The organism is Klebsiella sp. ME-303, from assembly GCF_007910085.1.
Lineage (GTDB): Bacteria > Pseudomonadota > Gammaproteobacteria > Enterobacterales > Enterobacteriaceae > Klebsiella > Klebsiella michiganensis.
Genome location: NZ_VOJB01000057.1, coordinates 227428 through 251961 on the forward strand (window position 1 = coordinate 227428; position 24534 = coordinate 251961).

Here is a 24534-nt window from a genome sequence, read left to right on the forward strand (position 1 = left end):
TACACTGCCATGATTTAGCATGTTCCAGGGAAATGATTATGTTGCGATATTTAAACCAGTGCTCAAGGGGACGCGGTGCCTGGCTCCTGATGGCGCTTACCGCGTTTGTTCTTGAATTGGTTGCTTTGTGGTTCCAGCACGTCATGCTGCTGCAACCCTGCGTACTCTGTATTTACGAACGCTGCGCGCTTTTTGGCATTATGGGTGCCGGTATTGTCGGCGCCATTGCGCCAAAATCGCCTCTGCGCTATGTGGCGATTATTATCTGGCTCTACAGCGCCCTGCGCGGACTGCAGCTGGCATGGGAACACACCATGATTCAGCTTCACCCATCCCCCTTCCAGACCTGCGATTTCGCCGCTCGTTTCCCCACGTGGCTGCCGCTGGATAAATGGCTGCCTCAGGTATTTGTCGCCACCGGTGACTGCTCCGTACGCCAGTGGGAATTCCTGACGCTGGAAATGCCGCAGTGGCTGGTCGGGATCTTCGCCGCCTATCTGGTTGTCGGCGCGCTGGTGCTTATCGCACAGCCGTTTAAACCTAAAAAGCGCGATCTGTTTGGTCGCTAAGAACGATTGCTGATAAAGCGCTCCTCCGGGAGCGTTTTTTTTGCCTGCACGTTGACGTCGGTCACATAAAGTTGCATATTAAATGCAACTTATCGATGTTAACTAAGGAGCACATGATGTCTCATTTGCGTATTCCCGCTAGCTGGAAGGTAAAACGCTCCACCCCATTCTTTACCAAACAGAACGTCCCTGCCGCTCTGCTGACGCACCACAACACCGCTGCGGGTGTTTTCGGCCAGCTTTGCGTGATGGAAGGTACGGTAACCTATTATGGTTTCGCCGACGAACAGGCGACAGAGCCTGAAGCAAAAGTCGTTATCAACGCCGGACAGTTCGCGACCAGCCCGCCGCAGTACTGGCACCGCATTGAGCTTAGCGACGACGCGCAGTTCAATATTAACTTTTGGGTTGCAGATGACGCCGACGGTGAAAGCGGGCTATTTCACGCGAAGAAAGGCTAACTGAGCGCCTACTGCGCCCAGTCTGGTTTATTCAGGATATGATCCTGCCAGTCAACCACCGTGGATTCTTTCACAGCAATATGGCGAACCGAGATGCGTTCGCCATGCATCGCCGCCTTCGAACCGGTTAACAGCGGGTGCCAGTGCGGCAGCGGTTGACCTTCCGCCAGCAGACGATAGGCGCAGGTCGGCGGCAGCCATTCAAACGTAGGCAGGTTGTCGCGGGTGAGCTTAATGCAGTCCGGTTCATATTCGAAACGGCGCTCATAGTTACGGCACTGGCAGGTTTTGATATTAAGCTGACGGCAGGCGACGTTGGTGAAGTAGATTTCGTCGGTATCCTCATCCATCAGCTTATGCAGGCAGCACTGTCCGCAGCCGTCGCAAAGTGATTCCCACTCCGCATCGCTCATTTCATCCAGTGTTTTGTGTTGCCAGAAAGGTTGTTCGCTCATTGGGATGTCCGTCATTGCAGTTCAGGGTGCACCTTATAACCAGTCTGGCACGCCGATGCAAGTTTTGCCGCCCGGAGAAGGCGGCAAGCGGTCGTTACAGCACGCGGGTGGTCAGCGAAAACCCGTTAAAACCGACTTCCAGCTCGTCGCCGCTGGCGAGCGGCCCCACGCCTTCCGGGGTGCCGGTCAGCACCACATCACCGGCTTTCAGGGTGAAGAAGCGCGACATATAGGCGATCAGCGGCACAATTTTATGAATCATGTCGGCCGTCGTGCCCTGCTGGCGCACCTCGCCGTTTACCTTCAGGCTCAGCGGCGTATTCTGCGCGTCGCCGTGAAATTCGCCGGCGGGAATAAACCCCGAAATCGGGCAGGAGTTATCAAAGCCTTTCGCCTTTTCCCACGGCTGCCCGGCTTTTTTCATTTTGCCCTGCAGATCGCGCAGGGTGAGGTCCAGCGCCACGCCATAGCCGGCGATGGCTTTGAGCACATGATCGTCCGTCGCCTGACGCAGCGTGCCGCCAATCAGCACCGCCAGCTCAACCTCGTGGTGCACCGACCCCAGCCCCTCAGGAAGCACCAACGGCTGGCGGATATCGCATAGCGCCGTCTCAGGTTTAATAAACAGCACCGGCTCTTCCGGCGTCGCACTGCCCATCTCCTTGATGTGTTTTGCGTAGTTGCTGCCCACGCACACCACTTTGCTTACCGGATAATCCAGTAGCGCACCCTGCCAGTTATGATGTTGGTACATTGTTTTCCCTCTGTGGGTTAATCAGATTTATTCCCCTGTTCCGCCAGGTGTTTCTTGAGTAAATTTTCAGACGGAGGAGGGAGCTGAAGGTAATAGCCCTGATCGGCCAGCGCCTGTTTCACTTTATCCAAATCGGCGTGGATGAGTTTTTTTCGCCCATCGAGCGGTAAAATCATTGCCAGTTTAGGCGTACCGAAGCTATACATTAATTCGTCAGGAACGCGGGAGAAATCGTCCTTTTTTTCGACATATAAATAGGTTTGCTCACGTTTAGTACTTCGATAGATCACACAAAACATAGTTTTACTCGGAATTAGACCTGTGGTCACTTGCCTCTATATATGAGTGACTATAACATGCCTTTTAGTCTTCGGAATATCACCGCACTTCAGCGAGTGATAAACAGCAAATTGAGTAAGGCCAGGATGTCAAATACGCCAATCGAACTTAAGGGCAGTAGCTTCACCTTATCTGTGATTCATTTGCACGATGCAAATCCCGAGGTTATTCGTCAGGCGTTAGAAGACAAAATCGCCCAGGCTCCCGCCTTTTTACGTCATGCCCCCGTGGTGGTGAATATCAGCAGCATTGAAGATGACGTCGACTGGCGCCCTCTTCATGAGGCTATCGCGGCTACCGGTCTGCGTATTATGGGCGTAAGCGGATGTAAACTTCCTCGGCTGAAAACCGAAATTGACCGCGCCGGGATCCCTTTATTAACCGAAGGGAAAGAAAAAATTACCCGTCAGGCCGCGCCAGAACCCGTTGCCCCGCCGCCAGCTGTTAATCAGATCACAAAAACGCGCTTGATCGATCAGCCGGTACGTTCCGGTCAGCGTATTTATGCGCCACACTGTGATCTAATTGTTACAAACCATGTGAGTGCCGGGGCTGAACTTATTGCCGATGGTAATATCCATGTATATGGCATGATGCGGGGACGTGCGCTTGCCGGCGCCGGCGGCGACAGAGACGCCCAAATATTTTGCAGCAACCTCTCGGCGGAACTGGTTTCCATCGCCGGGGAATACTGGCTGAGTGATAACATTCCGGCCGAATTTTATGGCAAAGCGGCCCGTCTACGTTTAGACGACAGCGCTTTGACGATTCAATCGTTGAATTAATCCCTTTTTAACAAGGAATTTCTATGGCACGCATTATTGTTGTGACTTCGGGTAAAGGAGGCGTTGGCAAGACCACCTCCAGCGCGGCCATCGCTACTGGTTTGGCCCAGAAGGGAAAGAAAACGGTCGTTATCGACTTCGACATCGGCCTGCGTAACCTCGATCTAATCATGGGCTGTGAACGCCGGGTCGTTTATGACTTCGTCAACGTCATCCAGGGCGATGCCACGTTGAACCAGGCGCTGATTAAAGACAAGCGCACGGAGAACCTCTACATCCTTCCGGCCTCCCAGACGCGTGACAAAGACGCCCTGACCCGCGAAGGCGTAGACAAAGTTCTCGAAGAACTGAAAAAAATGGATTTTGATTTTATCGTCTGTGACTCCCCTGCAGGCATCGAAACCGGTGCGCTGATGGCGCTGTACTTCGCTGATGAAGCCATCATCACCACCAACCCGGAAGTCTCCTCCGTTCGCGACTCCGACCGTATCCTCGGCATCCTGGCCTCCAAATCCCGCCGCGCGGAAAGGGGCGAAGATCCGATTAAAGAGCATCTGCTGCTGACGCGCTATAACCCAGGCCGCGTAAACAAAGGTGACATGCTGAGCATGGAAGACGTGCTGGAAATTCTGCGCATCAATTTGGTGGGCGTGATTCCGGAAGATCAGTCCGTGCTGCGCGCGTCTAACCAGGGCGAACCGGTTATTCTGGATGACGCCTCGGATGCGGGTAAAGCCTATGCCGATACCGTTGAACGTCTGCTCGGAGAAGAACGCCCTTTCCGCTTCGTAGAAGAAGAGAAGAAAGGTTTCCTCAAACGCCTGTTCGGAGGATAAATTATGGCATTACTCGACTTTTTTCTCTCGCGGAAAAAGAACACGGCCAACATTGCGAAAGAGCGCCTGCAAATTATCGTCGCGGAGCGCCGCCGCGGCGACGCTGAACCGCACTATCTTCCGCAGCTGCGCAAAGACATTCTCGAAGTGATTTGCAAGTATGTGCAAATCGACCCGGAAATGGTCAGCGTACAGCTGGAGCAGAGGGACGGTGATATTTCGATTCTGGAGCTGAACGTGACCCTGCCGGAAACTGAAGAGTCGAAGTCCTGAGCCTGAAGGTATAAAAAAACCGGCAACGCTGTGCGAAGCCGGTTTTTCACTATGCCGTTCGGCGCTAGCGCGGGTAGTCGCTCAATAGCGCATTCAGGCGATCGGCCATCAATTCTCCGCGCCAGCCGGAAACCAGTTCAGGCTGCCCGTTGCCGTTTTTAAGCCCCCAGTGCCAGTTCAGCAGCTGGTTAATCTGTCTTCTTGAGGCCAGCAGCTCCGCGCTGACGCCCTTCTCGGCGCTCACGGTCTGCACAAGCGCTTTAATATCCTTAAACAGCTTGCGGTAGCCCGGCATGTCGATCAGGTTCTGCAGCGGCTCTGGCAGCGCCTCTTCCGGCAGCGCCTGCGCTTTCTCGACAAGGCCGATCAGCGTCTTGCCGTGGAAACGAATTTCGCTGCCCGAGAGTCCGAGGCTGTCAAGCTCCCCGAGGCTGGTGGGCATATAGCGCGCCACGTTCCACAAATGCTCTTCCCGGATCACAAAGTTGACGGCCAGATCGCGCTCGCGCGCTTTGCGCAGACGCCACTCCGCCAGCAGCTGCAGGCTGCCCAGCTGACGAGTACGCAGCTGCCAGGCATTACCGATATCGCGCCACGCCTCGGCGGGATCCTGAATCTCCTGACGCCGCTGCTGCATCAGCTGACATTCATCCAGGGCGGCGGAGAGCCAGCCTGCGCTGTCGGTCTCAGCCATCAGCTTTCCGGCAATCGGCAGCAGGTACCAGACGTCGGCGGCAGCATAAATGCACTGGCGTTCGGTCAGCGGGCGCGCCAGCCAGTCGGTGCGGGACTCGCTCTTGTCCAGCGCCACGCCGGTAAACTCTTCCACCATCGACGCAAAGCCCCACGACATCGGGCGGCCGCAAAAAGCGGCGAGAATTTGCGTGTCGATCAGCGGCTGCGGCATCAAATGAAAAGCATTGAGGAATACTTCCAGATCTTCACTGCCGGCGTGCAGAAATTTGGTCACATCTTTATTCAGCAGCAGTTCACGCATCGGTTCCCAGTCGGTGATGACCAGCGGGTCAATCAGCGAAACCTGGCTGCCGTCGAACAGCTGGAGCAGACCGAGCTGCGGGTAGTAGGTACGAGTACGGACAAATTCCGTATCCAGCGCGATGGCGGAAACCGCGCTTGCCGCGTCGCAGACGGCGCGAAGGCCATCGTTGGTGGTGATCATCTGATAGTTCAAATCATACTCTCTTAACTTGCGCCCATAAAAAACGCCGGCTTAGCCGGCGTCTGGCGATTCACTCTTAGCTCAGGCTTTATTGTCTACTTTAGCACGGGCTTCGTCACGCAGTTCTCGACGTAAAATTTTCCCGACGTTGGATTTCGGCAGCTCATCGCGAAACTCCACCAGCTTCGGCACCTTGTAGCCGGTTAGCTGGCGACGGCAGAAAGCGATCAGCATCTCTTCCGTCAGCGCCGGATCTTTCTTGACCACGAAAATCTTCACCGCTTCACCGCTGCTGCCGGACGGCACGCCGACCGCGGCCACTTCCTGAACCCCGGCGTGCTGCATCACCACATCTTCGATTTCATTCGGATAGACATTGAAGCCCGAGACAAGAATCATATCTTTTTTGCGATCGACGATACGCAGGAAGCCCTCTTCATCCATCACCGCGATATCGCCGGTATGCAGCCAGCCGTCCTTGATAATTTCAGCGGTCGCGTCCGGACGCTGCCAGTAGCCCAGCATCACCTGCGGCCCTTTCACGCACAGCTCCCCCGGTTCTCCCGGCGCGACTTCATTATCGTCATCATCCACCAGCTTCGCTTCGGTGGAGGGCACCGGCAGGCCGATACTGCCGCTGTGATAATCGATATCGTGCGGATTGACGCTTACCAGCGGCGCGCACTCCGTCAGGCCATAGCCTTCCAGCAGATACTGCCCGGTCAGCTTAACCCAGCGCTCCGCCACCACCTGCTGTACCGGCATTCCGCCGCCGGCGGAGAGATGCAGTGAAGAGAAATCGAGCTGCTGAAACTCTTTGTTATTGAGCAGCGCGTTAAACAGGGTGTTGACCCCGGTCATCGCGGTGAAGGGATATTTCGCCAGCTCTTTGACCAGGCCTGGAATATCGCGCGGATTGGTGATCAGCAGGTTCTGCCCGCCCAGCTCTATAAACAGCAGACAGTTCATGGTCAGGGCAAAAATGTGGTACAGCGGTAGCGCGGTAACAACCAGCTCTTTACCGCGGTGCAGCAGCGGCCCGTAGGTGCCGTTGACCTGCTCAAGGTTCGCCAGCATATTACGATGAGTCAGCATCGCCCCCTTCGCCACGCCGGTGGTCCCGCCGGTGTACTGGAGAAAAGCGAGATCCTGAGAGACGATTTCCGGCTTAATGTACTGCATACGGTAGCCGTGCTGCAGCGCGCTGCGAAACGAGATGGCGTCCGGCAGATGATATTTTGGCACCAGCCGTTTGATGTACTTCACCACAAAGTTAACCAGCGTCCCTTTCGCCGTGGAAAGCTGATCGCCCATGCGGGTTAAGATCACGTGCTTGACCTGGGTTTTATCAACCACCTTTTCAAGGGTATGGGCGAAGTTGGAAACGATCACAATGGCGGCGGCGCCGCTGTCGTTGAGCTGGTGCTCCAGTTCGCGCGGGGTGTAGAGCGGATTAACGTTCACCACGATCATGCCGGCACGCAGGATACCAAACAGCGCCACCGGATACTGCAGCAGGTTAGGCATCATCAGGGCGACGCGGTCGCCTTTTTGCAGGCCTAACCCTTCCTGTAGATAAGCGGCGAACGCCCGACTGCGCTCCTCCAGCTTACGGTAGGTCATCACCTCGCCCATATTGATAAAGGCCGGCTGATCGGCATAGCGGCGGACGGCGTGTTCAAACAGTTCAACCAGGGATTGATAGCGGTCAGGGTTTATCTCCGCAGGAACGTCCGCGGGATAACGGTTTAGCCAAACCTTTTTCACTGCATCACCTCTGAAATAGTTATTCGTCGTCATCACAGCCCCTGATCAACAAACATTTTGTTAACATTATATTAACTCAGCGTACCAGTTTATTAATTAGCCGTTGTACAGGTTGCGAAGCGCGTCACTATTTATTTTTCTTATTTGACTGAAAACGAAGAAACAGCGGACCAGCCGCTGTTTCTTTTTGCTTACAAAGACTACAAAATCATTCGGTTACAACGTTTCTGACTTCGGCAGGACCGGGGTTATACCAGCCCCAGCCGCCGTACCCGTAGCCCCACGGACGCGGGCCGAACATCCACGGGTCCATCATCGGCTGCGGCGGCATGACCACCTGCTGGACTACGTTCCAGCGTTTGTAGCCGGTGGCGTTCATCAGCATGAATTTATACGGCGTATTGCCCACTTTACCGTCGACGACGCCGACGATCGGGCCAACCACGGTAACCAGCTGTCCGCGAAAATCCACCGGGTCGATAAAGCCGTTCACGTCGGCAAAAATACGCCCGCGCGACGCTTCGCCCAGCTCCGGACGCGCGGCGTCGTCAAGCTGAACGGTGGCAATTTCCAGGCGAGTTTTACCCTGCTGATTCTGCACGCTGACGACCTTACCGCCAAAACGCGCTTCCTGACCGACATACAGCTGCGGCGCGTTCATCACGCGGACTAAATCCTGCTGCGGCGTCGGGGTGGTGCCCTTAATGGCATCCGGCACCGAAGCGCACCCGCTCAGCGCAGCAACGACTGCTGCCGCGACTAACCAACGCACTACCCTTTTTTGACCCGCCATGACGCGACTCCTTCCTTCTTCTCAGACATATAGTTACTGAGATTCACTCGCGGCCAGGAAGTTTCTTCCACGCCACTTCATTACGTAAATAAACTGGCTCAGCGTGTTCGACGGCCACGGTTTTTCCCGCCGTAAACAGGTGGCAGGCCAGCGGCAGCATATCCTGCGCTTCAGGCAGCTGAATGTCGCCATCGACGAGCGTTAAACCGCAGTCGCGAGCCATATCCGGCCACGCCTGCCAGCCGGTGCCCACGGTGGCCCACTCGCCTTCCAGCCGCTGAAGCCGCTCGCGAACCGCTTCCGGCTTCAGCACCGCCTCGCTCTCTTCGCCGTGCCAGACGCCCTGCTCATCGCGCTGATATTCCGCCCAGTAGACTTCGCCCATTCTGGCGTCGATGGCCGCCAGCACGCGGGTGGCGCCGTTTTTCCGCCACGCGCCCTGCGCCATGGTCGCCAGCGTAGATACGCCGATCATCGGCAGCCCGGCCCCCAGCGCCAGCCCCTGCGCGATACCGATGCCGATACGCACGCCGGTGAAGCTCCCCGGCCCGCGGCCAAAGGCCAGCGCATCAAGCTCGGTCAATAGCGTTCCGCTTTCATTGAGGACATCCTGCACCAGGGGCAGGATACGTTGGGTATGTTCACGGGGGCAGATTTCAAAATGAGCACTGAGGGTGCCATCATTCCACAGCGCCGCGGAGCAGGCCTCCGTGGCGGTATCGATAGCTAAAATTCGCATGGGTTGTCGCGCTCTCGCTCTAGCAGATTGACAAAATGGCGCGCAGCTTACCACACTTTGCGCCGGATTACCTCGCCGGCGGCACCGCAAGAAAACGCACCGCCCGGCGGATATCGCGCGTGCGCGGCGCAGGCGGAAGGCTAGCGAGGAAGACCGCGCCGTAGGGACGCATCACCAGACGGTTGTCGCAGATAACCAGTACCCCGCGATCGTCGATGTCGCGAATCAGGCGCCCCACCCCCTGTTTAAGGGTAATCACCGCGTCCGGTAGCTGGACCTCGTCAAAAGGATCGCCGCCGCGCAGGCGACAATCTTCCATCCGCGCTTTGAGTAGCGGATCGTCCGGCGAGGTGAACGGCAGCTTGTCGATAATCACCAGCGAAAGCGCATCGCCGCGCACGTCCACCCCTTCCCAGAAGCTGCTGGTCGCCACCAGCAGCGCATTTCCGGCGCTGACGAACTGCTGTAAAAGCTGACCTTTGCTGGTTTCTCCCTGCAGGAGCACCGGCAGCGTCATGGTGGCGCGGAACTGTTCCGCCAGATCGCGCATCATGGCGTGCGAGGTGCAGAGCATAAAGCAGCGCCCGTCGTTGGCCTCAATCAGCGGTTTGAGCATCGCCGCCAGATGGCGCGCCGCGCCGGGCTGGTTCGGCAAAGGTAAATTGCGCGGTACGCACAGCAGCGCCTGATGGGCATAATCAAAGGGGCTGGGCAGCAGCAGCGTTTGCGCTTCGCCAATCCCCAGGCGATCGGTAAAGTGGTGCAAATCGTCATTGACCGAGAGCGTCGCCGAGGTAAAAATCCAGCTCCCCGATTTTTGCGCCATCACCTCTTTAAACTTATCCGCCACCGTCAGCGGAGTCAGCGCCAGAGTAAAATTACGCGAAGTGCACTCATACCAGTAGCTAAAGCCGGGCTGGTTGGTCTCTTTGAGCCGCTTCAGGCGGCCGCGGTAGACGGTGGCCCGCTCAAAGGCGGCGTCGAGCAGCGCCGAGCGCCCCAGCGACAGCTTTGCCACGTCGTAACAGAGTTCGAGCGCATCATCAAGCAGCAGCAGCGCGCGCTGAATGTTGTTATCCGCCAGCAGCTCGCGCAGGTTGCCGCGATAGCCGGGTTCCCCCAGCTGCAGGCGAAAATCCTGCGCGCTCTGGGCCAGTCGGTCGGCGCACTTCTGCAGCTGCTGGGTGTCTTTGAGTTCGGTGCGATAAGCAATGGTGATATCTTTCGCCAGGTCCAGCAGCTGGCGGCTGGAGAGCGACTGGCCGAAGTACTGGCTGGCGATATCCGGTAGCTGATGCGCTTCGTCGAAGATCATCACTTCCGCTTCGGGAATCAGTTCGGCAAAGCCGCTCTCTTTGACCACCATATCGGCGAGGAACAGATGGTGGTTGACGACGACCACGTCAGCATCCATCGCCTTTTTCCGCGCCTTCACCACAAAACAGTCTTTATATAACGGGCAGTCGCTGCCGAGGCAGTTATCGTTGGTACTGGTGACCAGCGGCCAGGCCTGGGAATCTTCGGCCACGCTAACGCAGGTGCTGATATCGCCATCGACGGTCTGGTTAGACCACGAACGCAGCAGAATGACATCGCTGAGGGTTTGCACCGGCAGGTCGCCGCCGGCGAGCGCCTGCTGTTCCAGCCGCTCCAGGCACAGGTAGTTCGAACGCCCTTTCAGCAGGGCCAGCTTACCGGTGTACTTCAGCGCTTTAGCGACAGTGGGTAAATCCCGACTGTAGAGCTGATCCTGTAGCGCTTTCGAGCCGGTGGAGATAATGACTTTCTTATTGGCGCGGAGCGCAGGCGCCAGGTAGGCGTAGGTTTTCCCGGTCCCGGTCCCCGCCTCAACCACCAGCGGACGGGTTTCTTCAATCGCGCTGGCGACGGCGAAAGCCATCTGACGCTGCGGCTCGCGTGGTTTAAATCCCGCAATCGCGCTGGCCAGCTGGCCGTCTGCTGCAAAATCGTCGATCACATTACCCCCTGGTTATTTGGACAGTGATTATGTCAGGGTGGAGTCGTTTTCGCCAGTGCGGGTAGTGACGCAGGTGAAACATTATGGCAGTCTTGCCGCAGCTTAATGAACCGGAACAAAGAGGAAATAAACATGACCATTACGCGTATTGATGCCGAAGCCCGCTGGTCTGATGTGGTGATTCACAACCAGACGCTGTACTACACCGGCGTGCCGTCCAACCTTGATGCCGATGCCTGCGCGCAAACCGCCGATACCCTGGCGCAGATTGACGCCGTGCTGGAGAAACAGGGCAGCAGCAAGTCGCGTATTCTTGATGCGACGATTTTTCTTGCCGACGGCGCAGACTTTGCGGCGATGAACCAGGCCTGGGATGCGTGGGTCGTCGCCGGTCATGCCCCGGTGCGCTGTACGGTGCAGGCGAAGCTGATGAATCCGAAGTACAAAGTCGAGATTAAAATCATCGCCGCCGTGTAAGACAGCCGTGGCCCCGTAGCCCGGGCACGCGCAGCGCCGCCCGGGAAAAAGCCGCGCCAAAGCCGTTATCCGGCGCATTCCCCGGATAGCGGCGTAAACGCCTTATCCGGCTACATAGCAGCCAGGCAGATCGGGCACAGCGCCGTCGGGAGGCAAGAAGCATTGTTCTATCAGCCCGGACACCACATCAGCTGTTCCTTCAGCTGCAGCGTCTCCTGCGGCACACATTTCAGCGCTTCACGATAGCTGGCAGATTGTTTTGCATAGCCCCGCACTGACTGCAGCAGCACGCGCAGCGCGCTATCCCACACGATTCCCTGCAGGTCGCTGTAGGGCCAGAGATCCGGTTCCCGGATAAACGGCACCAGGTAATCAATCCCCTGCTTCACGCCTCGCCCATCGCGGATGGCGTTCCAGCGATCGAACTCAACGTGTTCGGCGTAGCGGTTGAGCAGCAGATGCGCCTCCAGATTAAACAGCGAGTAGTGGAACGGAATGGTACGTTCCAGCTCCATCGTCTGCCTGCCGTCCTGGTCAATCTGCGCCGCCATCCGCTGGGTGATCCCCTGCTCGATGATCCGCGCCGCCAGCCCTTTATCGCCATAAAATAGCGCGTTAACCGTCCGCTGAGCGTCGTACCAGGTGCCGTGGTTGTTGTGCCAGACGTACTCAGAGTGGCCGATGTCGCTGTAGTACATCCAGTGGTTAAAGTCGCGGAACCACTGGTGCAGGCCGATGATATCGTCGGTATCAAGCACGCTCGCCGCGTTAATCAAACCGATGGTGTCCACCACCATCCACATTAAGCGGGTATCAATAAGCCCGGTACCGCGACCGGAAACAATCCCCGGGATCGCCTGGCCATAGTTCAGATGCGGGTTCATCCGCGTTTCCGCATCAAGGAACCAGCAGCGGATCTGCGCAGCCGCCGCCTGCGCGTACTGGCGCTGACCGGTGAAGTACCACGCCAGCCCGAGGGTCAGGCACCGTTCGCACATGCGGATAATGCGCGAGGTATCCGTGTCGTTGTTCTCACACTGCGGATTAATATGCCCGTCGCGGCGAATATAGGGCAGCCCGTTGGGCCGCCGCGGGTTTGGCCACCAGTAGGTCCCCAGGCTGTAGTAATCGTGCGCGTCGCCGCTCGCCGGGCGCAGCTTTTTATGTACCACGCTTTCCGGCGCTTCCCGACGCAGGATATCCGCCTCCGATACCAGCTTGCTTAGCGCCAGCTGCAGCGGCGAGAAGGGCTGCTTCAGGCCCGCCCGGGCGTTTTCCAGGCAGGTTTCGTCAAGGGTGTACAGCTTCATCGCCACCTTAATTTCCCTCCCGGCAGGCTATGCGCTGGCCGCTTTGCGCATCGAACAGGTGCACGCCGGCGAGCTTCGGCTGCAGCCAGATCTTATCGCCCTCTTTTACGGCCAGACGCTGTTTGAACACCGATGTAAACGCCCCGCCGCCGGTATCGCAGAAGAGCTGCATATCCGAGCCGGTGTTCTCCACCGCCGTCACCTTCGCCGCCAGCGCATCGTCCCGCGCTTCATGAACCACGTTGACCTGTTCGGGGCGAATGGCGTACACCACCTGCTGGCCGTCGGTGACCCGTAAACCGGCGGGCAAAGCCAACAGGGAGCCATCTTTCAGACGCAGGCTGGTGGCGCTACCGTTCAAGACCACGACGCCCGGCAGCTGGTTAATCTCCGGCGAGCCGATAAACCCGGCGACAAACAGATTCGCCGGCCGGTCGTACAGTTCCAGCGGGGTCCCCGCCTGCTCTATTCGCCCGTCGCGCAGCACCACAATCATCTGCCCCATGGTCATGGCTTCAATCTGATCGTGGGTGACGTACACCGAGGTGGTTTTCAGCCGACGATGCAGTTCGCGGATCTCGCCGCGTACCTGGGTTCGCAGCTTGGCGTCAAGGTTGGAGAGCGGTTCATCGAACAAGAACACCTGCGGCTTACGCACGATCGCCCGCCCCATCGCCACGCGCTGGCGCTGGCCGCCGGAGAGATCTTTGGGCAGGCGCTCCAGCAGCGGCTCCAGCCCCAGTAGCGCCGCCGCTTCATTCACCTTCTGGCTGATTTCCGCTTTCGGCAGCTTAGCCATCTTCAGGGCAAAGCCCATATTTTCACGCACGGTCATCTGCGGGTAGAGCGCATAGCTCTGGAACACCATCGCAATGTCGCGCAGCTTCGGCTCCACCTCGGTAACGTTACGCTCGTTGATATGCACTTCGCCGCCGGAGATCTCCTCCAGCCCGGCAATCATGCGCAGCAGCGTGGATTTGCCGCAGCCGCTGGGGCCAACGAGGACGCAGAACTCGCCGTCCGGAATCGTCAGCGACACATCTTTAATGACGTGGGCATCCCCGTATGATTTGCGCACGCTATTTAATACAACCGATCCCATCGTTAACCCCTTATCCTTTGACCGCGCCGGACATAATCCCGCGATTGAAATGTTTTTGCAGACCCAGATAGACGATGATGCTGGGCAGCATCGCCAGCAGCGTAATGGCGATAAAAATGTTCGGCGTGATGCTCTCATCGGTACGCAGCGTACCGAGGATCACCGGAATGGTATTCAGGCTGTCCTGGTTGACCACAATCAGCGGCAGCAGGTACTGGTCCCAAATCATAATAAAGCCGAAGGTCACCACCGTGCCGAGCGCCGGTTTTACCAGCGGCAGAATGACGTGGAAGAAAATCTGCCATTCGTTGGCGCCGTCAATCCGCGCCGCCTCCTCCAGCTCTTTCGGTATCGCTGACATAAATTCGGTCAGGACAAAGATGGAGAACGCCCAGCCGACGACCGGTAAAATCATTCCGAGATAGCTGTTGTAGAGCGAGGCGTCGATCAGCGGCAGCCGCCAGTTGATAATCATGTACAGCGGAATGGCGATGACCTCTTCCGGCAGCATCATGGTGGACAAAATCACCAGGCTCACCAGCGCTACGCCGCGAAACTTCTTCCGCGCCAGGGCGTACGCCGCCAGCGCGCTGACCGACACCTGCAGAACGGTGCCGAAGAACACCACCAGAATGGAGTTCAGCAGATACTGCCAGACGCCGATATCCATCCACGCGAAGATGAAGTTTTCCAACGAGAACTGATGCGGCCAGGCCAGCAGCTCGCCCGGCTTCACAGGCGCGCCGCTGAATGCCGTGGCGACGATGCCCCAGAACGGCCCGACAAAGACAATCAGCAGCAGCGCGTAGATGCACCAGCGCCCTGCTGTATCCCAACGTTTGCTTAACATCGCGGCTCCTTAGTAACGGGCGATACGTTTTTTCAGCGTCAAATGACAGATGGTTAAGATTACGGTGAAGGTAAACAGCAGGAACGACACCGCCGAAGCGTAGCCATAGTCAAACTGCTCAAAGCCCAGCTTGTAGATGTGGGTCATGACCATTTCCGTGGCGTTAGAAGGTCCCCCGCCGGTGGTGGCGTACACCTCGGCAAACACGCGGAAACCGCGAATGAAGGAGAGCATCAGTACCACCGAGAGCGCCGGGATCATGCCGGGCAGCGTGACGTAGCGCAGGCGGTTCCACCAGCTGGCGCCGTCGACGTTCGCCGCATCGTATAAATCGCGGCTGATTCCCGCCAGGCCGGCAATAAAGATCACCATGTTGTAGGGCACCGCTTTCCAGATATGCAGCAGCATGATGACGCCCAGCGCCTGATCGGAGCTGGCAAGAAAGCCCTGGTCGGCGACGCCAAACCAGCTGAGGATGTGGTTAACCACGCCGTTGGGCGTCGGGTTAAACAAAATGCGCCACATTTCGGCGACGATCGCCGCGCTGGTAACCGCCGGTAAAAAGATGGCGGTTCGAATAAAGCGCAGATGGCGCGCCGGGCCTTCCAGCAGCATGGCGAGGAAAAACGCCAGGATAGCCGCGGCGAACATCGTTACCACCACGTAAAGCAGGGTATTCACCACCGCCGCGTGCAGCTCTGCGTCGGCAAAAGCGCGGGTGAAGTTATCGAGCCCCACCCACTCGTTGGGCTGATTAAAGTTAACCTTGTAAAAGCTCATCACCAGACCCTGAATCATCGGGATAAACTTAAACCAGCTAAAGATAATCAGCGCAGGCGCTAAAAACAGCCACGGGATCAGCGCCCGCTTACGCTTTGCGCTCAGCCATCCGGTCGAGTCAGGCGAAGCGGCCTGCTTTATCGGCGAGGACTTCGTCTCATGCAGCGTCATAACCTATGTCCTCAGTTAGCCAGCACATTTTGTTTTTTCAGCTCAGCGTTCACCTTGCCGTCGAGCGTCTTCAGCTCGCCGGGAATATCGCTGCCGCAGTCGGCAAAAATCCGGTTAAAACCGTCGGCGGCCACCTGACGCACCGGCGTCCAGTTGGGAATTTGCGGCACGTAGCGTCCCTGTTCATTGTAAAGTCTGGCGAAAGTTTCCCAGCGCGCGTCCTGATACACGGCTTTGACGTCGACGTTCTTATTCACCGGCAGACGCACTACCGGAATATGCTGACTGCCTTTACCCATGCCGATCTCCTGGCCTTCCGCAGAGATCATAAATTCGATAAATTTTCGCGCCGCCTCTTTCTGTATGCTGCTCTTCATCATAAAGACCGTGGTGCCCTCGGCGAGGGTGGCTTCGCCTTTCGGCCCCGCCACCGGGATCACTTCGAAGTTGTCTTTACCGGGGTCTTTATCGAACAGCGCGATATGGTACGGCCCGCTGAAGAACATGCCGCTTTGCCCGGAGCGGAAGGAGGGAATAACGTCGGCGGTGGTGGCGTTAATCGCGCCCGGCTGGGTGACTTTGTCGCACATCATGGTGCGCATAAAGGTCATCGCCTGAGCCACTTCCGGCGTATTGAGCGAAGCGCTGAATTTTCCGTTCTCTTCTTTAACGAAATCACCACCCGCCTGCCAGATAAAGCTGCTCATAAACCAGCTGGCGTAGCCGCGCGTCGTGGAAGCGGGAACGATAAAGCCGTAGGTATCATTTTTGCCGTTACCATCGGGATCCTGAGTGGTGAAGGCTTTCGCCAGCGTCTGGATATCATCCCAGCTCTTAGGCTGCGGTAGCCCCAGTTTTTCACGCCAGTCTTTACGCACGAAGAGCGCGAAAGTTTGCGCCGAGGTCGGCACGCCGTAGTACTTACCGTCGATATAGCGGGTACTCTTCCATGCCGTCTGGAATAGCTGGTCGCCGCCCGCGATCGTCTGCGGGTCAATTTCTTCGGCAATACCCAGCTGGATGAACTGCCCCAGCGACGCCGCATCGTTAAAAATCAAATCGGGTAAGGCGTTGCCCGCCGTGGCGCGCGCCAGCCGCTGTTCAAAGTCGGTGGTGGCGTTGAAATACGCGATTTTGATACCGGTTTTTTCTTCAAATTTTTCCGCCTCCTGTTTGTAGATATTCTTCGAGTCATTGCTGGCGCGGATCCAGACGTTGAGAGTGGTGGCGGCGTAACTTTGACTAACGCCGAGCCCGAGTGCGGTGAGAAGTAACAGTGAACGTAATTTACAGGCAGACATGATGGCATATCCTTTATTGTAGGGCACAAAGGTAATTAAATTCTCAATTAATACACGAAAAAGAATTTGAATATCGCTCAGGCGTTAATACAGCTGGCGCAAGAATTATTTCCATTCATTAGATAGAAATGTATTTCCTAATACAACCGTATAAAAAAGAAATTGCGTTTCAAAAACAAGAAAATTGAGACAGATCACACATGGAAGTGACAAAAAAAGTGACAAAAAATAAATAACCATATAAATCAATTGATTATAATTTTACTAATTTTGTTAATAGATTCAAAAAACAGAGAAAAACGGCAAAAAACGTGATGTACGCTGCATTAAAAGCGTCATTATTTATCCAAAACGTTAAACTTGAAGGACATCACAAAAAAAATCACTTTGTCTTTTACACTGCTCGCCATCGAATATTTAAATATATTGTTTTTAATTACACCGCCTGTTTCACGCGTTCTTTAAATACGCGTCAGGTATAATTCTGTTGTTATCTTTTCTCATATTTGCAGAAGGGTTATCACGATGAACTCAATACCTCGCCGAGGTTTGTTAGGCATTGCGCTGTTTTGTTCCGGCCTGAGCGCCGCCTCGTATGCCGCCGAGCCATATACGCTAGACGGAAAGGATTTAGCCTTTAGCCGGCAGCAGATCGCCGCGAAAGATCCGCTATTTGTTCAGGCGCAAGCGGCGCTGCTAAAAAAAGCCGATCTGGCGCTCAATCATCCGCTGTTCTCGGTGATGGATAAAACGCTGGTCGCCGCCAGCGGCAATAAGCACGACTACTACAGCTTTCCGCCTTACTGGTGGCCGAATCCCGATACCAAAGACGGGCTTCCTTATATTCGCAAAGATGGGCAAACCAACCCTGACGCCAATAGCGACGCCACCGATAAGAACCGGCTGGTGAAGATGAGTAACGACGTGTCAACGCTGGCGCTGGCGTGGTACTTCTCTCACGACGAACGCTACGCGCAAAAGGCGGCGGCGCAGTTAAAGACCTGGTTCCTCGATCCCAAAACGCGCATGACCCCCAACCTGCAGCATGCCCAGGCCATTCCCGGCATCAATACCGGACGCGGTATCGGCATTATTGATAGCCGCGCGCTGGTTGACGTCGTTGACGCCATCGCCCTGCTGCAATCCTCCGATGCGCTGAGCGAAAACGACGTTAGCGCATTGAAGCAGTGGTTTGGTGACTATTATCACTGGATGACCACCAGCCAGAACGGCTTTGAAGAAGAGAACTGGCATAACAATCACGGCAGCTATTTCGATATGCAGGCCGCCGCCTTCGCCCTGTTCAGCGGGAAAACCGACGAGGCGAAAAAGCGCCTGTACATCACCCAGCTGCGGCGTATTGCGGGACAATTTGATATTGAAGGCCGCCAGATGGCCGAACTGGAGCGCACGCGCCCGTGGCACTACAGCAATTTTAACCTTGAAGCCTACAACCGCCTGGGAAGGCTCGGCGAGAAGGCGGGCGTCGATATCTGGAACTTCACCCTCGACGACCATAGCCTGCGCAAAGGCTATCAATACATCGCCGGGTTTATTAACAGCGATACGCCGTGGCCCTGGAAGGACCTGGATAAAATGGATGACAAGAAAGCGCTGCGCAATATCGCCACCGCCGCGCACGCCTGGCCGGAAGATCCGCTGTTCCGTGACAAAGCGCAGTGGCTGCGGGCGAAATACCCCGACGATATCACTACGCTCATCGCCCCGCTTTCCGCATCGTCAGAGGTCAGGGATAACCGCTAATGAAACAATTCTCCGGGCTCTGGCCCGACATTGTCGGACGTGCAGCCGCGAATAGCGGACTGCTTGAACGGCTGGTGAAGGATGCTCAGCCGGTATTAGATGCAGCGGTTCGCATTCCGCAGTCAGGGATCGCCAGCTGGAATCTCTACTACTTTTGTCCGCGCCACGGCGTGCGCCTGGCGTGGCGGGCGGATACGCCCCACCAGCATGCCTGCCCGGTCGATGGGGAAATATTTAGCGGTGAACCGTGGGATGGCGCATGGTGGCGCGAGATGAATGGCCGTAACGCCAGCGCCTGTCAGCAGCTTGGCCTGTTATGGCGGCTGACCGGCGAAACGGCGTATCGCGATAAAGTTCGCACGCTGCTGATGGGCTACGCGGATGTCTATCCCGGCTATGAGATCCACGGCGATATTCCCAACAACGGACCGGGCAAGATGAACGCCCAGACGCTGTGCGAAGCCAACTGCATTCTGGAAATGGCGCTGGGTTATGACTTCATTCGCGACAGCCTGGCGCCCGGCGAGCAGCGGCACATCAGTGAAAACCTGCTGCGCTGCGCGGCAGCGTTTTTGCGCAACCATCGTAGTCCGCAGATCCATAACCATGAGGTTAAAATCAGCGCGGCGCTTGGCGTACTGGGTTTCATCCTCGAAGATGAGACGCTGCTGGAGTTTGCCGTGAACCAACCGTACGGCCTGCGCTGGCAGCTGGAAAATGGCCTGCTGGCGGAGGGGCTATGGTTTGAAGGCTCCGTTCACTATCACTACTACGCGCTGCAGGGCTTTCTGGCGTTTGAGAAGCTGGCGCGCGGCACCCGCTGGAGCCTGCTGGACGGCCCGTGGTATCAGGCGATGCTGACGTTCCCGCTGTCGCTGCTGCTGCCGGACGGCACCTTCCCGCGGCTTAATGACTGCCTCGCCGGGCAGGAGAAGCTCAACCATCGGGATCTTTACGAGTTCGCCTGGTTTATCTGGCGTGACCCGCAGTACGCCGCGGTGCTGCAGTTTACCGAAACGACGCCCGACGAGCGTGAAACCTTACTGTGGCGCGAACACCCCCTGCCGGAAACGCCCCTGCCGCTGATCCCGCAGCAGTCGCTGTTTGCGCCCGGCGCCGGCCTGACGTTATGGCGGCGACCGCAGCAGGCGCTGCTGATTAAGCACAGCCCCTGGGGCGGCGAGCACGACCATTACGACAGGCTGGGGCTGATGCTCTGGCATCGCGACGGCTGGCTGCTCACGGATATGGGCACCACCGGCTACGGTGCGAAAATGCACTATGACTATTACAAAAACAGCGCCACCCACAATACGCTTTCGGTCAATCAGACCAACCAGCCTCCGGCCAATCCGCAGGTGCTAGGCTGGCATATGGATAGCGACTCTCTGTGGCTGGATAGCGAGGTTGACTGGGGGAAGCCGCCGCCGGAGCTCAACAGCCATAGCCGCGTAGAGTGGGACGCGGCGGCCTGGCGAGGCGTGCGCTTTCGCCGTCGCCTGCTGTGGCTTGAAGAGGTACTGATCGATCTCTCTACGGTGGAAAATCCGCATCGCCAGCAGCTTGACTGGACACTGCACCTGGCGGCGCGGGCGCTGGACCAGAGCGGTACGCCGCAGCCTTTTTCGCTCAGCGGACCGCTGCGGCATATGGCCAATGCCACCATGACCCCGCTGAACGGCTGCCAGCCGCGCCACTTTGCGCGCGACAAAGACACCGTTGCGCTCTGGCTTTCCGGCGATGGTGAACTCTGGCAAGGGCTGGCGCCCGATAACCCGGCGATTCGCGATCTCAGCTATCTGGTGATGCGCAATCACCTGCCGCAGGCGCGTTTCGTCTGCCTGTGGGATTTCGCTAACCGCGCGCCGCTGACGGAGGTGAATGTGCACCATACGCCAGCCGGTACGCACATTACCTTCTGGCGCGGCGATCGCGTCACGCACGTGACGCTGTACGACGATCCCGGGAAACGACCTGATGCGATCCTTCCGCTCCCGGAAAGCGGCATCTGATCGCAACGGGGGATTTACTCGTCTTCATCCTCAAAGCGCGCCACAATCCGATCCCCGGTATGCGAGGCGCGCAGTTCATCCGCCACTAAAGCAATCGCCTGGCCGCTGCTCATGCCCTGCGACATCAGCTCCTGAATTCGTTCCACTGCTTTTTGCTGCTGCTCGTGGCTCAGCGAAGGTAAACCTGCAAACATGACTGACTCCTGCTACATTGTGGGGCGTAATTATTTCACGCCGTCCGCGCGTATACCAGCGGACGGTAACGATCAGGATTGAAGAAGACGATGTTGTCCCCCGCAATGATTTCCCTGCCCTGGCGCCCGGATGCCGCTGAATACTATTTTAGCCCGTTAAGTTCCCAGCCCTGGGCGATGCTGCTGCATTCCGGTTTTGCCGAACATGCGCATAACCGTTTTGACATCATTGTCGCCCAGCCGCGCGCCACGCTGGTGACTCACGGTCAACTAACCACCCTACGCGAAGGGGAAACCGTCTCAACCTCCGCCGCCGATCCGCTTACGCTGGTGCATCAGCAGCTGGCGCACTGTAACCTGCAGCCGCAGCCTCATCCGCATCTGCCGTTTCTCGGCGGCGCGCTGGGACTGTTCGGCTACGATTTGGGTCGTCGTTTTGAACATCTGCCGGCGCGGGCCGACGCGGATATCGAACTGCCGGATATGGCGGTAGGTATTTATGACTGGGCGTTAATCGTCGATCATCAGCGCCGGGAGGTATCGTTATTCAGCTATGACGATCCGCAGGCGCGCCTGGCGTGGCTGGAAGCACAGACTGCGCCTGTCGCTGCAACCTTTACCCTGACCTCAGCGTGGCGCGCTAATATGAGCCGCGAGGAGTATGGCGAGAAGTTCCGCCAGATTCAGGCTTATCTGCACAGCGGCGACTGCTATCAGGTCAACCTGGCGCAGCGGTTTACGGCGAGCTATCGCGGGGATGAGTGGCAGGCCTTCCGTCAGCTTAACCGCGCCAATCGCGCGCCGTTCAGCGCCTTTATTCGCCTGGATGAAGGGGCCGTATTAAGCCTGTCGCCCGAGCGTTTTATTCAGCTCCGGCAAGGCGACATTCAGACCCGGCCCATCAAGGGGACATTACCCAGGCTGGCCGACCCTGAGCAGGACGCGCTGCAGGCGCAAAAGCTGGCGAACTCGCCAAAAGACCGCGCCGAAAATCTGATGATCGTCGATTTAATGCGTAACGATATTGGCCGGGTTGCGGAACCCGGTAGCGTTCGCGTTCCTGAGCTGTTTGTGGTGGAGCCCTTCCCCGCCGTGCATCATCTGGTGAGCACCGTCACCGCCAGGCTGCCCGCTCATCTGCACGCCGCCGACCTGCTGCGCGCGGCCTTTCCCGGCGGCTCAATCACCGGCGCGCCGAAGGTCAGAGCGATGGAGATCATCGATGAACTGGAACCGCAGCGGCGCAACGCGTGGTGCGGCAGCATCGGCTATCTCAGCTTCTGCGGCAACATGGATAGCAGTATCACTATCCGTACGCTGACGGCCTGGCAGGGACACCTCTACTGCTCCGCCGGCGGCGGAATTGTGGCCGATAGCGAAGAGGCAGCGGAATATCAGGAAACTTTTGATAAAGTTAATCGTATCCTGCATCAACTGGAGAGCTAGAACATGGCGGACAGCGCCCTCGAACTTGACGATTTCCTCTCGCGTTTTCAGCTTCTGCGTCCGCAGCCCACGCGCCACGCGCTCAACCAGCGCCAGGCCGCGGTGCTGGTACCGATAGTTCGCCGCCCGCAGCCGGGGCTGCTGCTGACCCAGCGTTCGCCGCTGATGCGCAAGCATGCGGGTCAGGTGGCCTTCCCCGGCGGCGCGGTAGATAACAGCGATGCAACGCTAATCGCCGCCGCGCTGCGTGAAGCGCAGGAAGAGGTGGCGATCCCGCCGGAGTCGGTTGAGGTGATTGGCGTTCTGCCGCCGGTCGATAGCGTGACCGGCTTTCAGGTTACTCCGGTGGTAGGGATTATCCCACCCAATTTGCACTATCACGCCAGCCAGGATGAAGTGGCCGCGGTCTTCGAAATGCCGCTGGCCGAAGCGCTGCGCCTGGGGCGCTACCATCCGCTGGATATCCATCGCCGCGGCAATTCGCATCGCGTCTGGCTCTCCTGGTACCAGCATTATTTTGTCTGGGGAATGACCGCCGGCATTATTCGCGAGCTGGCGCTACAGATAGGCGCCCGTCCTTAGCTATACTCAAACTGAGACGGCGTTCTCAGCATTAGTAAATCCGCGGTTATCCATTAGTTTAATTCATGTGAATAGATAAGCTGATGACCCGGTTCCCTCTTACACTATGCGCAGTGATTACATCGTTGTCGCACCCGCGACAACCCTGTCAGGAGTGTTAGCGTGATTAGTATATTCGACATGTTCAAGGTGGGGATCGGCCCCTCATCTTCCCATACTGTAGGGCCGATGAAGGCCGGTAAACAGTTCGTCGATGACCTGGTCGAAAAGGGATTGCTTAATGAAGTGACGCGCGTGGCGGTTGACGTCTACGGCTCACTGTCATTAACCGGCAAAGGCCACCATACGGATATCGCCATTATTATGGGACTGGCGGGCAATCAGCCCGATACGGTCGATATTGACGCGATACCGGCATTTATCCGCGACGTTGAAACGCGCGGTCGCCTGCTGCTGGCCCAGGGGCAGCATGAGGTCGACTTCCCGCAGAATGACGGTATGCGTTTTCGCAGCGACAACCTGCCGCTGCATGAAAACGGCATGACCATTCATGCCTGGGCTGGCGAGAAAGAAATCTACAGCAAAACCTATTACTCCATCGGCGGCGGTTTTATCGTCGATGAAGAGCATTTCGGCAAAGAGAGCGCCAGCGAACTCGCCGTACCCTATCCGTTTAAATCCGCTCAGGAAATGCTGGGCTACTGTAAAGAGACCGGCATGTCGCTCTCCGGCATGGTGATGCAGAATGAGCTGGCGCTGCACAGCAAAAAAGAGATTGAAGACTATTTTGCCAATATCTGGCAGACCATGCGCGCCTGTATCGATCGCGGAATGAATACCGAAGGCGTTCTGCCCGGCCCGCTGCGCGTGCCTCGTCGCGCCTCGGCGCTGCGGCGGATGCTGGTTGCCAGCGATAAACTCTCCCACGATCCGATGAACGTGGTGGACTGGGTCAACATGTTCGCGCTGGCGGTCAACGAAGAAAACGCCGCCGGTGGCCGCGTGGTGACGGCACCGACGAACGGCGCCTGCGGCATCGTACCGGCGGTGCTGGCTTACTACGACCACTTTATCGAGTCCGTCAGCCCGGATATCTATATTCGTTACTTCCTGGCGTCAGGGGCTATCGGCACGCTGTATAAAATGAACGCGTCCATTTCCGGCGCGGAGGTGGGCTGTCAGGGCGAAGTGGGCGTGGCCTGCTCGATGGCCGCTGCGGGCCTGGCGGAAATCCTTGGCGCCAGCCCCGAGCAGGTCTGCGTGGCGGCGGAAATCGGCATGGAGCACAACCTCGGCCTCACCTGCGACCCGGTGGCCGGCCAGGTACAGGTGCCGTGCATCGAACGTAACGCCATTGCCTCCGTCAAAGCGATCAACGCCAGCCGGATGGCCATGCGCCGCACCAGCGAGCCGCGCGTCTCGCTCGATAAAGTCATTGAGACCATGTACGAGACCGGTAAAGACATGAACGCCAAATACCGGGAAACCTCGCGCGGCGGCCTGGCGATTAAAGTTCAGTGCGACTAATCCGTGTCCTACAGAATGCGCCCCCGGGCGCATTCTTCTTTTTCCACGCTATATTATTATCTGCGCCCACTACACTTGCTCTATAACGG

The 24534-nt window shown here is 57.4% G+C and carries 25 protein-coding genes; 11 read left to right on the forward strand and 14 right to left on the reverse strand.

The window, feature by feature from the left end:
* The first annotated feature begins 38 nt into the window (after positions 1 to 38).
* Together dsbB and FQK12_RS04445 are read left to right on the forward strand one after the other, a co-directional pair.
* The gene (gene dsbB / locus FQK12_RS04440; protein ID WP_014229804.1) at positions 39 to 569 is read left to right on the forward strand and encodes a disulfide bond formation protein DsbB; all 531 of its coding nucleotides are present in this window, start codon (positions 39 to 41) and stop codon (positions 567 to 569) included.
* 116 nt (positions 570 to 685) lie between these two features.
* Positions 686 to 1030: a DUF1971 domain-containing protein gene (locus FQK12_RS04445; protein ID WP_004103255.1), complete on the forward strand. Its 345-nt coding sequence runs from the start codon at positions 686 to 688 to the stop codon at positions 1028 to 1030.
* An 8-nt stretch (positions 1031 to 1038) separates the two neighbouring features.
* Here the strand turns inward: FQK12_RS04445 and FQK12_RS04450 are convergent, their stop codons facing one another.
* From FQK12_RS04450 to FQK12_RS04460, 3 genes are all read right to left on the reverse strand, one after another.
* Complete coding sequence (locus FQK12_RS04450) at positions 1039 to 1485, reverse strand: YcgN family cysteine cluster protein (protein ID WP_004851995.1); 447 nt, start codon at positions 1483 to 1485, stop codon at positions 1039 to 1041.
* 94 nt (positions 1486 to 1579) lie between these two features.
* On the reverse strand, positions 1580 to 2239 hold the full coding sequence (locus tag FQK12_RS04455; RefSeq protein ID WP_004851997.1) for a fumarylacetoacetate hydrolase family protein: 660 nt from the start codon (positions 2237 to 2239) through the stop codon (positions 1580 to 1582).
* Between the two features lie 17 nt (positions 2240 to 2256).
* Positions 2257 to 2538, reverse strand: coding sequence for a YcgL domain-containing protein (locus FQK12_RS04460; protein ID WP_004138522.1), 282 nt, complete (start codon positions 2536 to 2538; stop codon positions 2257 to 2259).
* 126 nt (positions 2539 to 2664) lie between these two features.
* Here FQK12_RS04460 and minC point away from each other — a divergent pair, with 126 nt between their 5' ends.
* The 3 genes from minC to minE are packed head-to-tail and all read left to right on the forward strand — an operon-like array spanning position 2665 to position 4472.
* Positions 2665 to 3363, forward strand: coding sequence for a septum site-determining protein MinC (minC, locus tag FQK12_RS04465; RefSeq protein ID WP_004852000.1), 699 nt, complete (start codon positions 2665 to 2667; stop codon positions 3361 to 3363).
* A gap of 23 nt (positions 3364 to 3386) precedes the next feature.
* Entirely contained in the window at positions 3387 to 4199 is an 813-nt protein-coding gene (gene minD, locus FQK12_RS04470; RefSeq protein ID WP_004103267.1) for a septum site-determining protein MinD, read from the forward strand.
* 3 nt (positions 4200 to 4202) lie between these two features.
* Positions 4203 to 4472, forward strand: coding sequence for a cell division topological specificity factor MinE (minE, locus tag FQK12_RS04475; RefSeq protein ID WP_002910902.1), 270 nt, complete (start codon positions 4203 to 4205; stop codon positions 4470 to 4472).
* A gap of 64 nt (positions 4473 to 4536) precedes the next feature.
* On the opposite strand, the gene rnd is transcribed toward minE, so the two are convergent.
* The 5 genes from rnd to FQK12_RS04500 form a co-directional block, all read right to left on the reverse strand.
* On the reverse strand, positions 4537 to 5652 hold the full coding sequence (gene rnd, locus FQK12_RS04480) for a ribonuclease D (RefSeq protein WP_162097202.1): 1116 nt from the start codon (positions 5650 to 5652) through the stop codon (positions 4537 to 4539).
* 81 nt (positions 5653 to 5733) lie between these two features.
* Positions 5734 to 7419, reverse strand: a complete 1686-nt coding sequence (fadD, locus tag FQK12_RS04485) for a long-chain-fatty-acid--CoA ligase FadD (protein WP_014229806.1) — start codon at positions 7417 to 7419, stop codon at positions 5734 to 5736.
* A 208-nt stretch (positions 7420 to 7627) separates the two neighbouring features.
* Positions 7628 to 8212 carry a Slp family lipoprotein gene (locus FQK12_RS04490; protein WP_004852007.1) on the reverse strand — a complete coding sequence of 195 codons (585 nt, stop codon included), beginning with the start codon at positions 8210 to 8212 and terminating at the stop codon, positions 7628 to 7630.
* Between the two features lie 43 nt (positions 8213 to 8255).
* Complete coding sequence (tsaB, locus tag FQK12_RS04495) at positions 8256 to 8951, reverse strand: tRNA (adenosine(37)-N6)-threonylcarbamoyltransferase complex dimerization subunit type 1 TsaB (protein WP_004852009.1); 696 nt, start codon at positions 8949 to 8951, stop codon at positions 8256 to 8258.
* A gap of 67 nt (positions 8952 to 9018) precedes the next feature.
* Positions 9019 to 10929: an ATP-dependent DNA helicase gene (locus FQK12_RS04500; RefSeq protein ID WP_014229807.1), complete on the reverse strand. Its 1911-nt coding sequence runs from the start codon at positions 10927 to 10929 to the stop codon at positions 9019 to 9021.
* Positions 10930 to 11061: 132 nt separating this feature from the next.
* Here FQK12_RS04500 and FQK12_RS04505 point away from each other — a divergent pair, with 132 nt between their 5' ends.
* Positions 11062 to 11406: a RidA family protein gene (locus FQK12_RS04505; protein WP_004113724.1), complete on the forward strand. Its 345-nt coding sequence runs from the start codon at positions 11062 to 11064 to the stop codon at positions 11404 to 11406.
* A 170-nt stretch (positions 11407 to 11576) separates the two neighbouring features.
* Here FQK12_RS04505 and FQK12_RS04510 read toward each other — a convergent pair whose 3' ends face one another.
* Genes FQK12_RS04510 through FQK12_RS04530 form a run of 5 tightly spaced genes read right to left on the reverse strand, consistent with a single transcriptional unit; the run spans position 11577 to position 16920 of the window.
* Positions 11577 to 12716: an alginate lyase family protein gene (locus FQK12_RS04510; protein WP_014229808.1), complete on the reverse strand. Its 1140-nt coding sequence runs from the start codon at positions 12714 to 12716 to the stop codon at positions 11577 to 11579.
* A gap of 7 nt (positions 12717 to 12723) precedes the next feature.
* Positions 12724 to 13818, reverse strand: coding sequence for an ABC transporter ATP-binding protein (locus FQK12_RS04515; protein ID WP_014229809.1), 1095 nt, complete (start codon positions 13816 to 13818; stop codon positions 12724 to 12726).
* A 10-nt stretch (positions 13819 to 13828) separates the two neighbouring features.
* Positions 13829 to 14668 carry a carbohydrate ABC transporter permease gene (locus FQK12_RS04520; protein ID WP_009651976.1) on the reverse strand — a complete coding sequence of 280 codons (840 nt, stop codon included), beginning with the start codon at positions 14666 to 14668 and terminating at the stop codon, positions 13829 to 13831.
* Between the two features lie 9 nt (positions 14669 to 14677).
* Positions 14678 to 15619 carry a carbohydrate ABC transporter permease gene (locus tag FQK12_RS04525; RefSeq protein ID WP_004852022.1) on the reverse strand — a complete coding sequence of 314 codons (942 nt, stop codon included), beginning with the start codon at positions 15617 to 15619 and terminating at the stop codon, positions 14678 to 14680.
* An 11-nt stretch (positions 15620 to 15630) separates the two neighbouring features.
* Positions 15631 to 16920: an ABC transporter substrate-binding protein gene (locus FQK12_RS04530; RefSeq protein WP_014229810.1), complete on the reverse strand. Its 1290-nt coding sequence runs from the start codon at positions 16918 to 16920 to the stop codon at positions 15631 to 15633.
* A gap of 525 nt (positions 16921 to 17445) precedes the next feature.
* Here FQK12_RS04530 and FQK12_RS04535 point away from each other — a divergent pair.
* Both FQK12_RS04535 and FQK12_RS04540 read left to right on the forward strand, forming a co-directional pair.
* Positions 17446 to 18684, forward strand: a complete 1239-nt coding sequence (locus tag FQK12_RS04535; RefSeq protein ID WP_032721098.1) for an alginate lyase family protein — start codon at positions 17446 to 17448, stop codon at positions 18682 to 18684.
* Entirely contained in the window at positions 18684 to 20696 is a 2013-nt protein-coding gene (locus FQK12_RS04540) for a heparinase II/III family protein (protein ID WP_014229812.1), read from the forward strand. Before FQK12_RS04535 ends, FQK12_RS04540 begins: the two co-directional genes overlap by 1 nt.
* Before the next feature lie 14 nt (positions 20697 to 20710).
* Here FQK12_RS04540 and FQK12_RS04545 read toward each other — a convergent pair whose 3' ends face one another.
* Complete coding sequence (locus FQK12_RS04545) at positions 20711 to 20890, reverse strand: YoaH family protein (protein WP_004103292.1); 180 nt, start codon at positions 20888 to 20890, stop codon at positions 20711 to 20713.
* A 90-nt stretch (positions 20891 to 20980) separates the two neighbouring features.
* Between FQK12_RS04545 and pabB the strand changes: the two genes are divergently transcribed.
* The 3 genes from pabB to sdaA all read left to right on the forward strand — a co-directional run bounded on the left by pabB (position 20981) and on the right by sdaA (position 24445).
* A complete protein-coding gene (gene pabB, locus FQK12_RS04550) occupies positions 20981 to 22336 on the forward strand; it encodes an aminodeoxychorismate synthase component 1 (RefSeq protein WP_038423137.1) in 1356 nt (451 codons plus the stop codon).
* A 3-nt stretch (positions 22337 to 22339) separates the two neighbouring features.
* On the forward strand, positions 22340 to 22918 hold the full coding sequence (locus FQK12_RS04555; RefSeq protein ID WP_004852034.1) for a CoA pyrophosphatase: 579 nt from the start codon (positions 22340 to 22342) through the stop codon (positions 22916 to 22918).
* 162 nt (positions 22919 to 23080) lie between these two features.
* Positions 23081 to 24445, forward strand: coding sequence for an L-serine ammonia-lyase (gene sdaA, locus FQK12_RS04560; RefSeq protein ID WP_014229814.1), 1365 nt, complete (start codon positions 23081 to 23083; stop codon positions 24443 to 24445).
* Positions 24446 to 24534 lie beyond the last annotated feature (89 nt).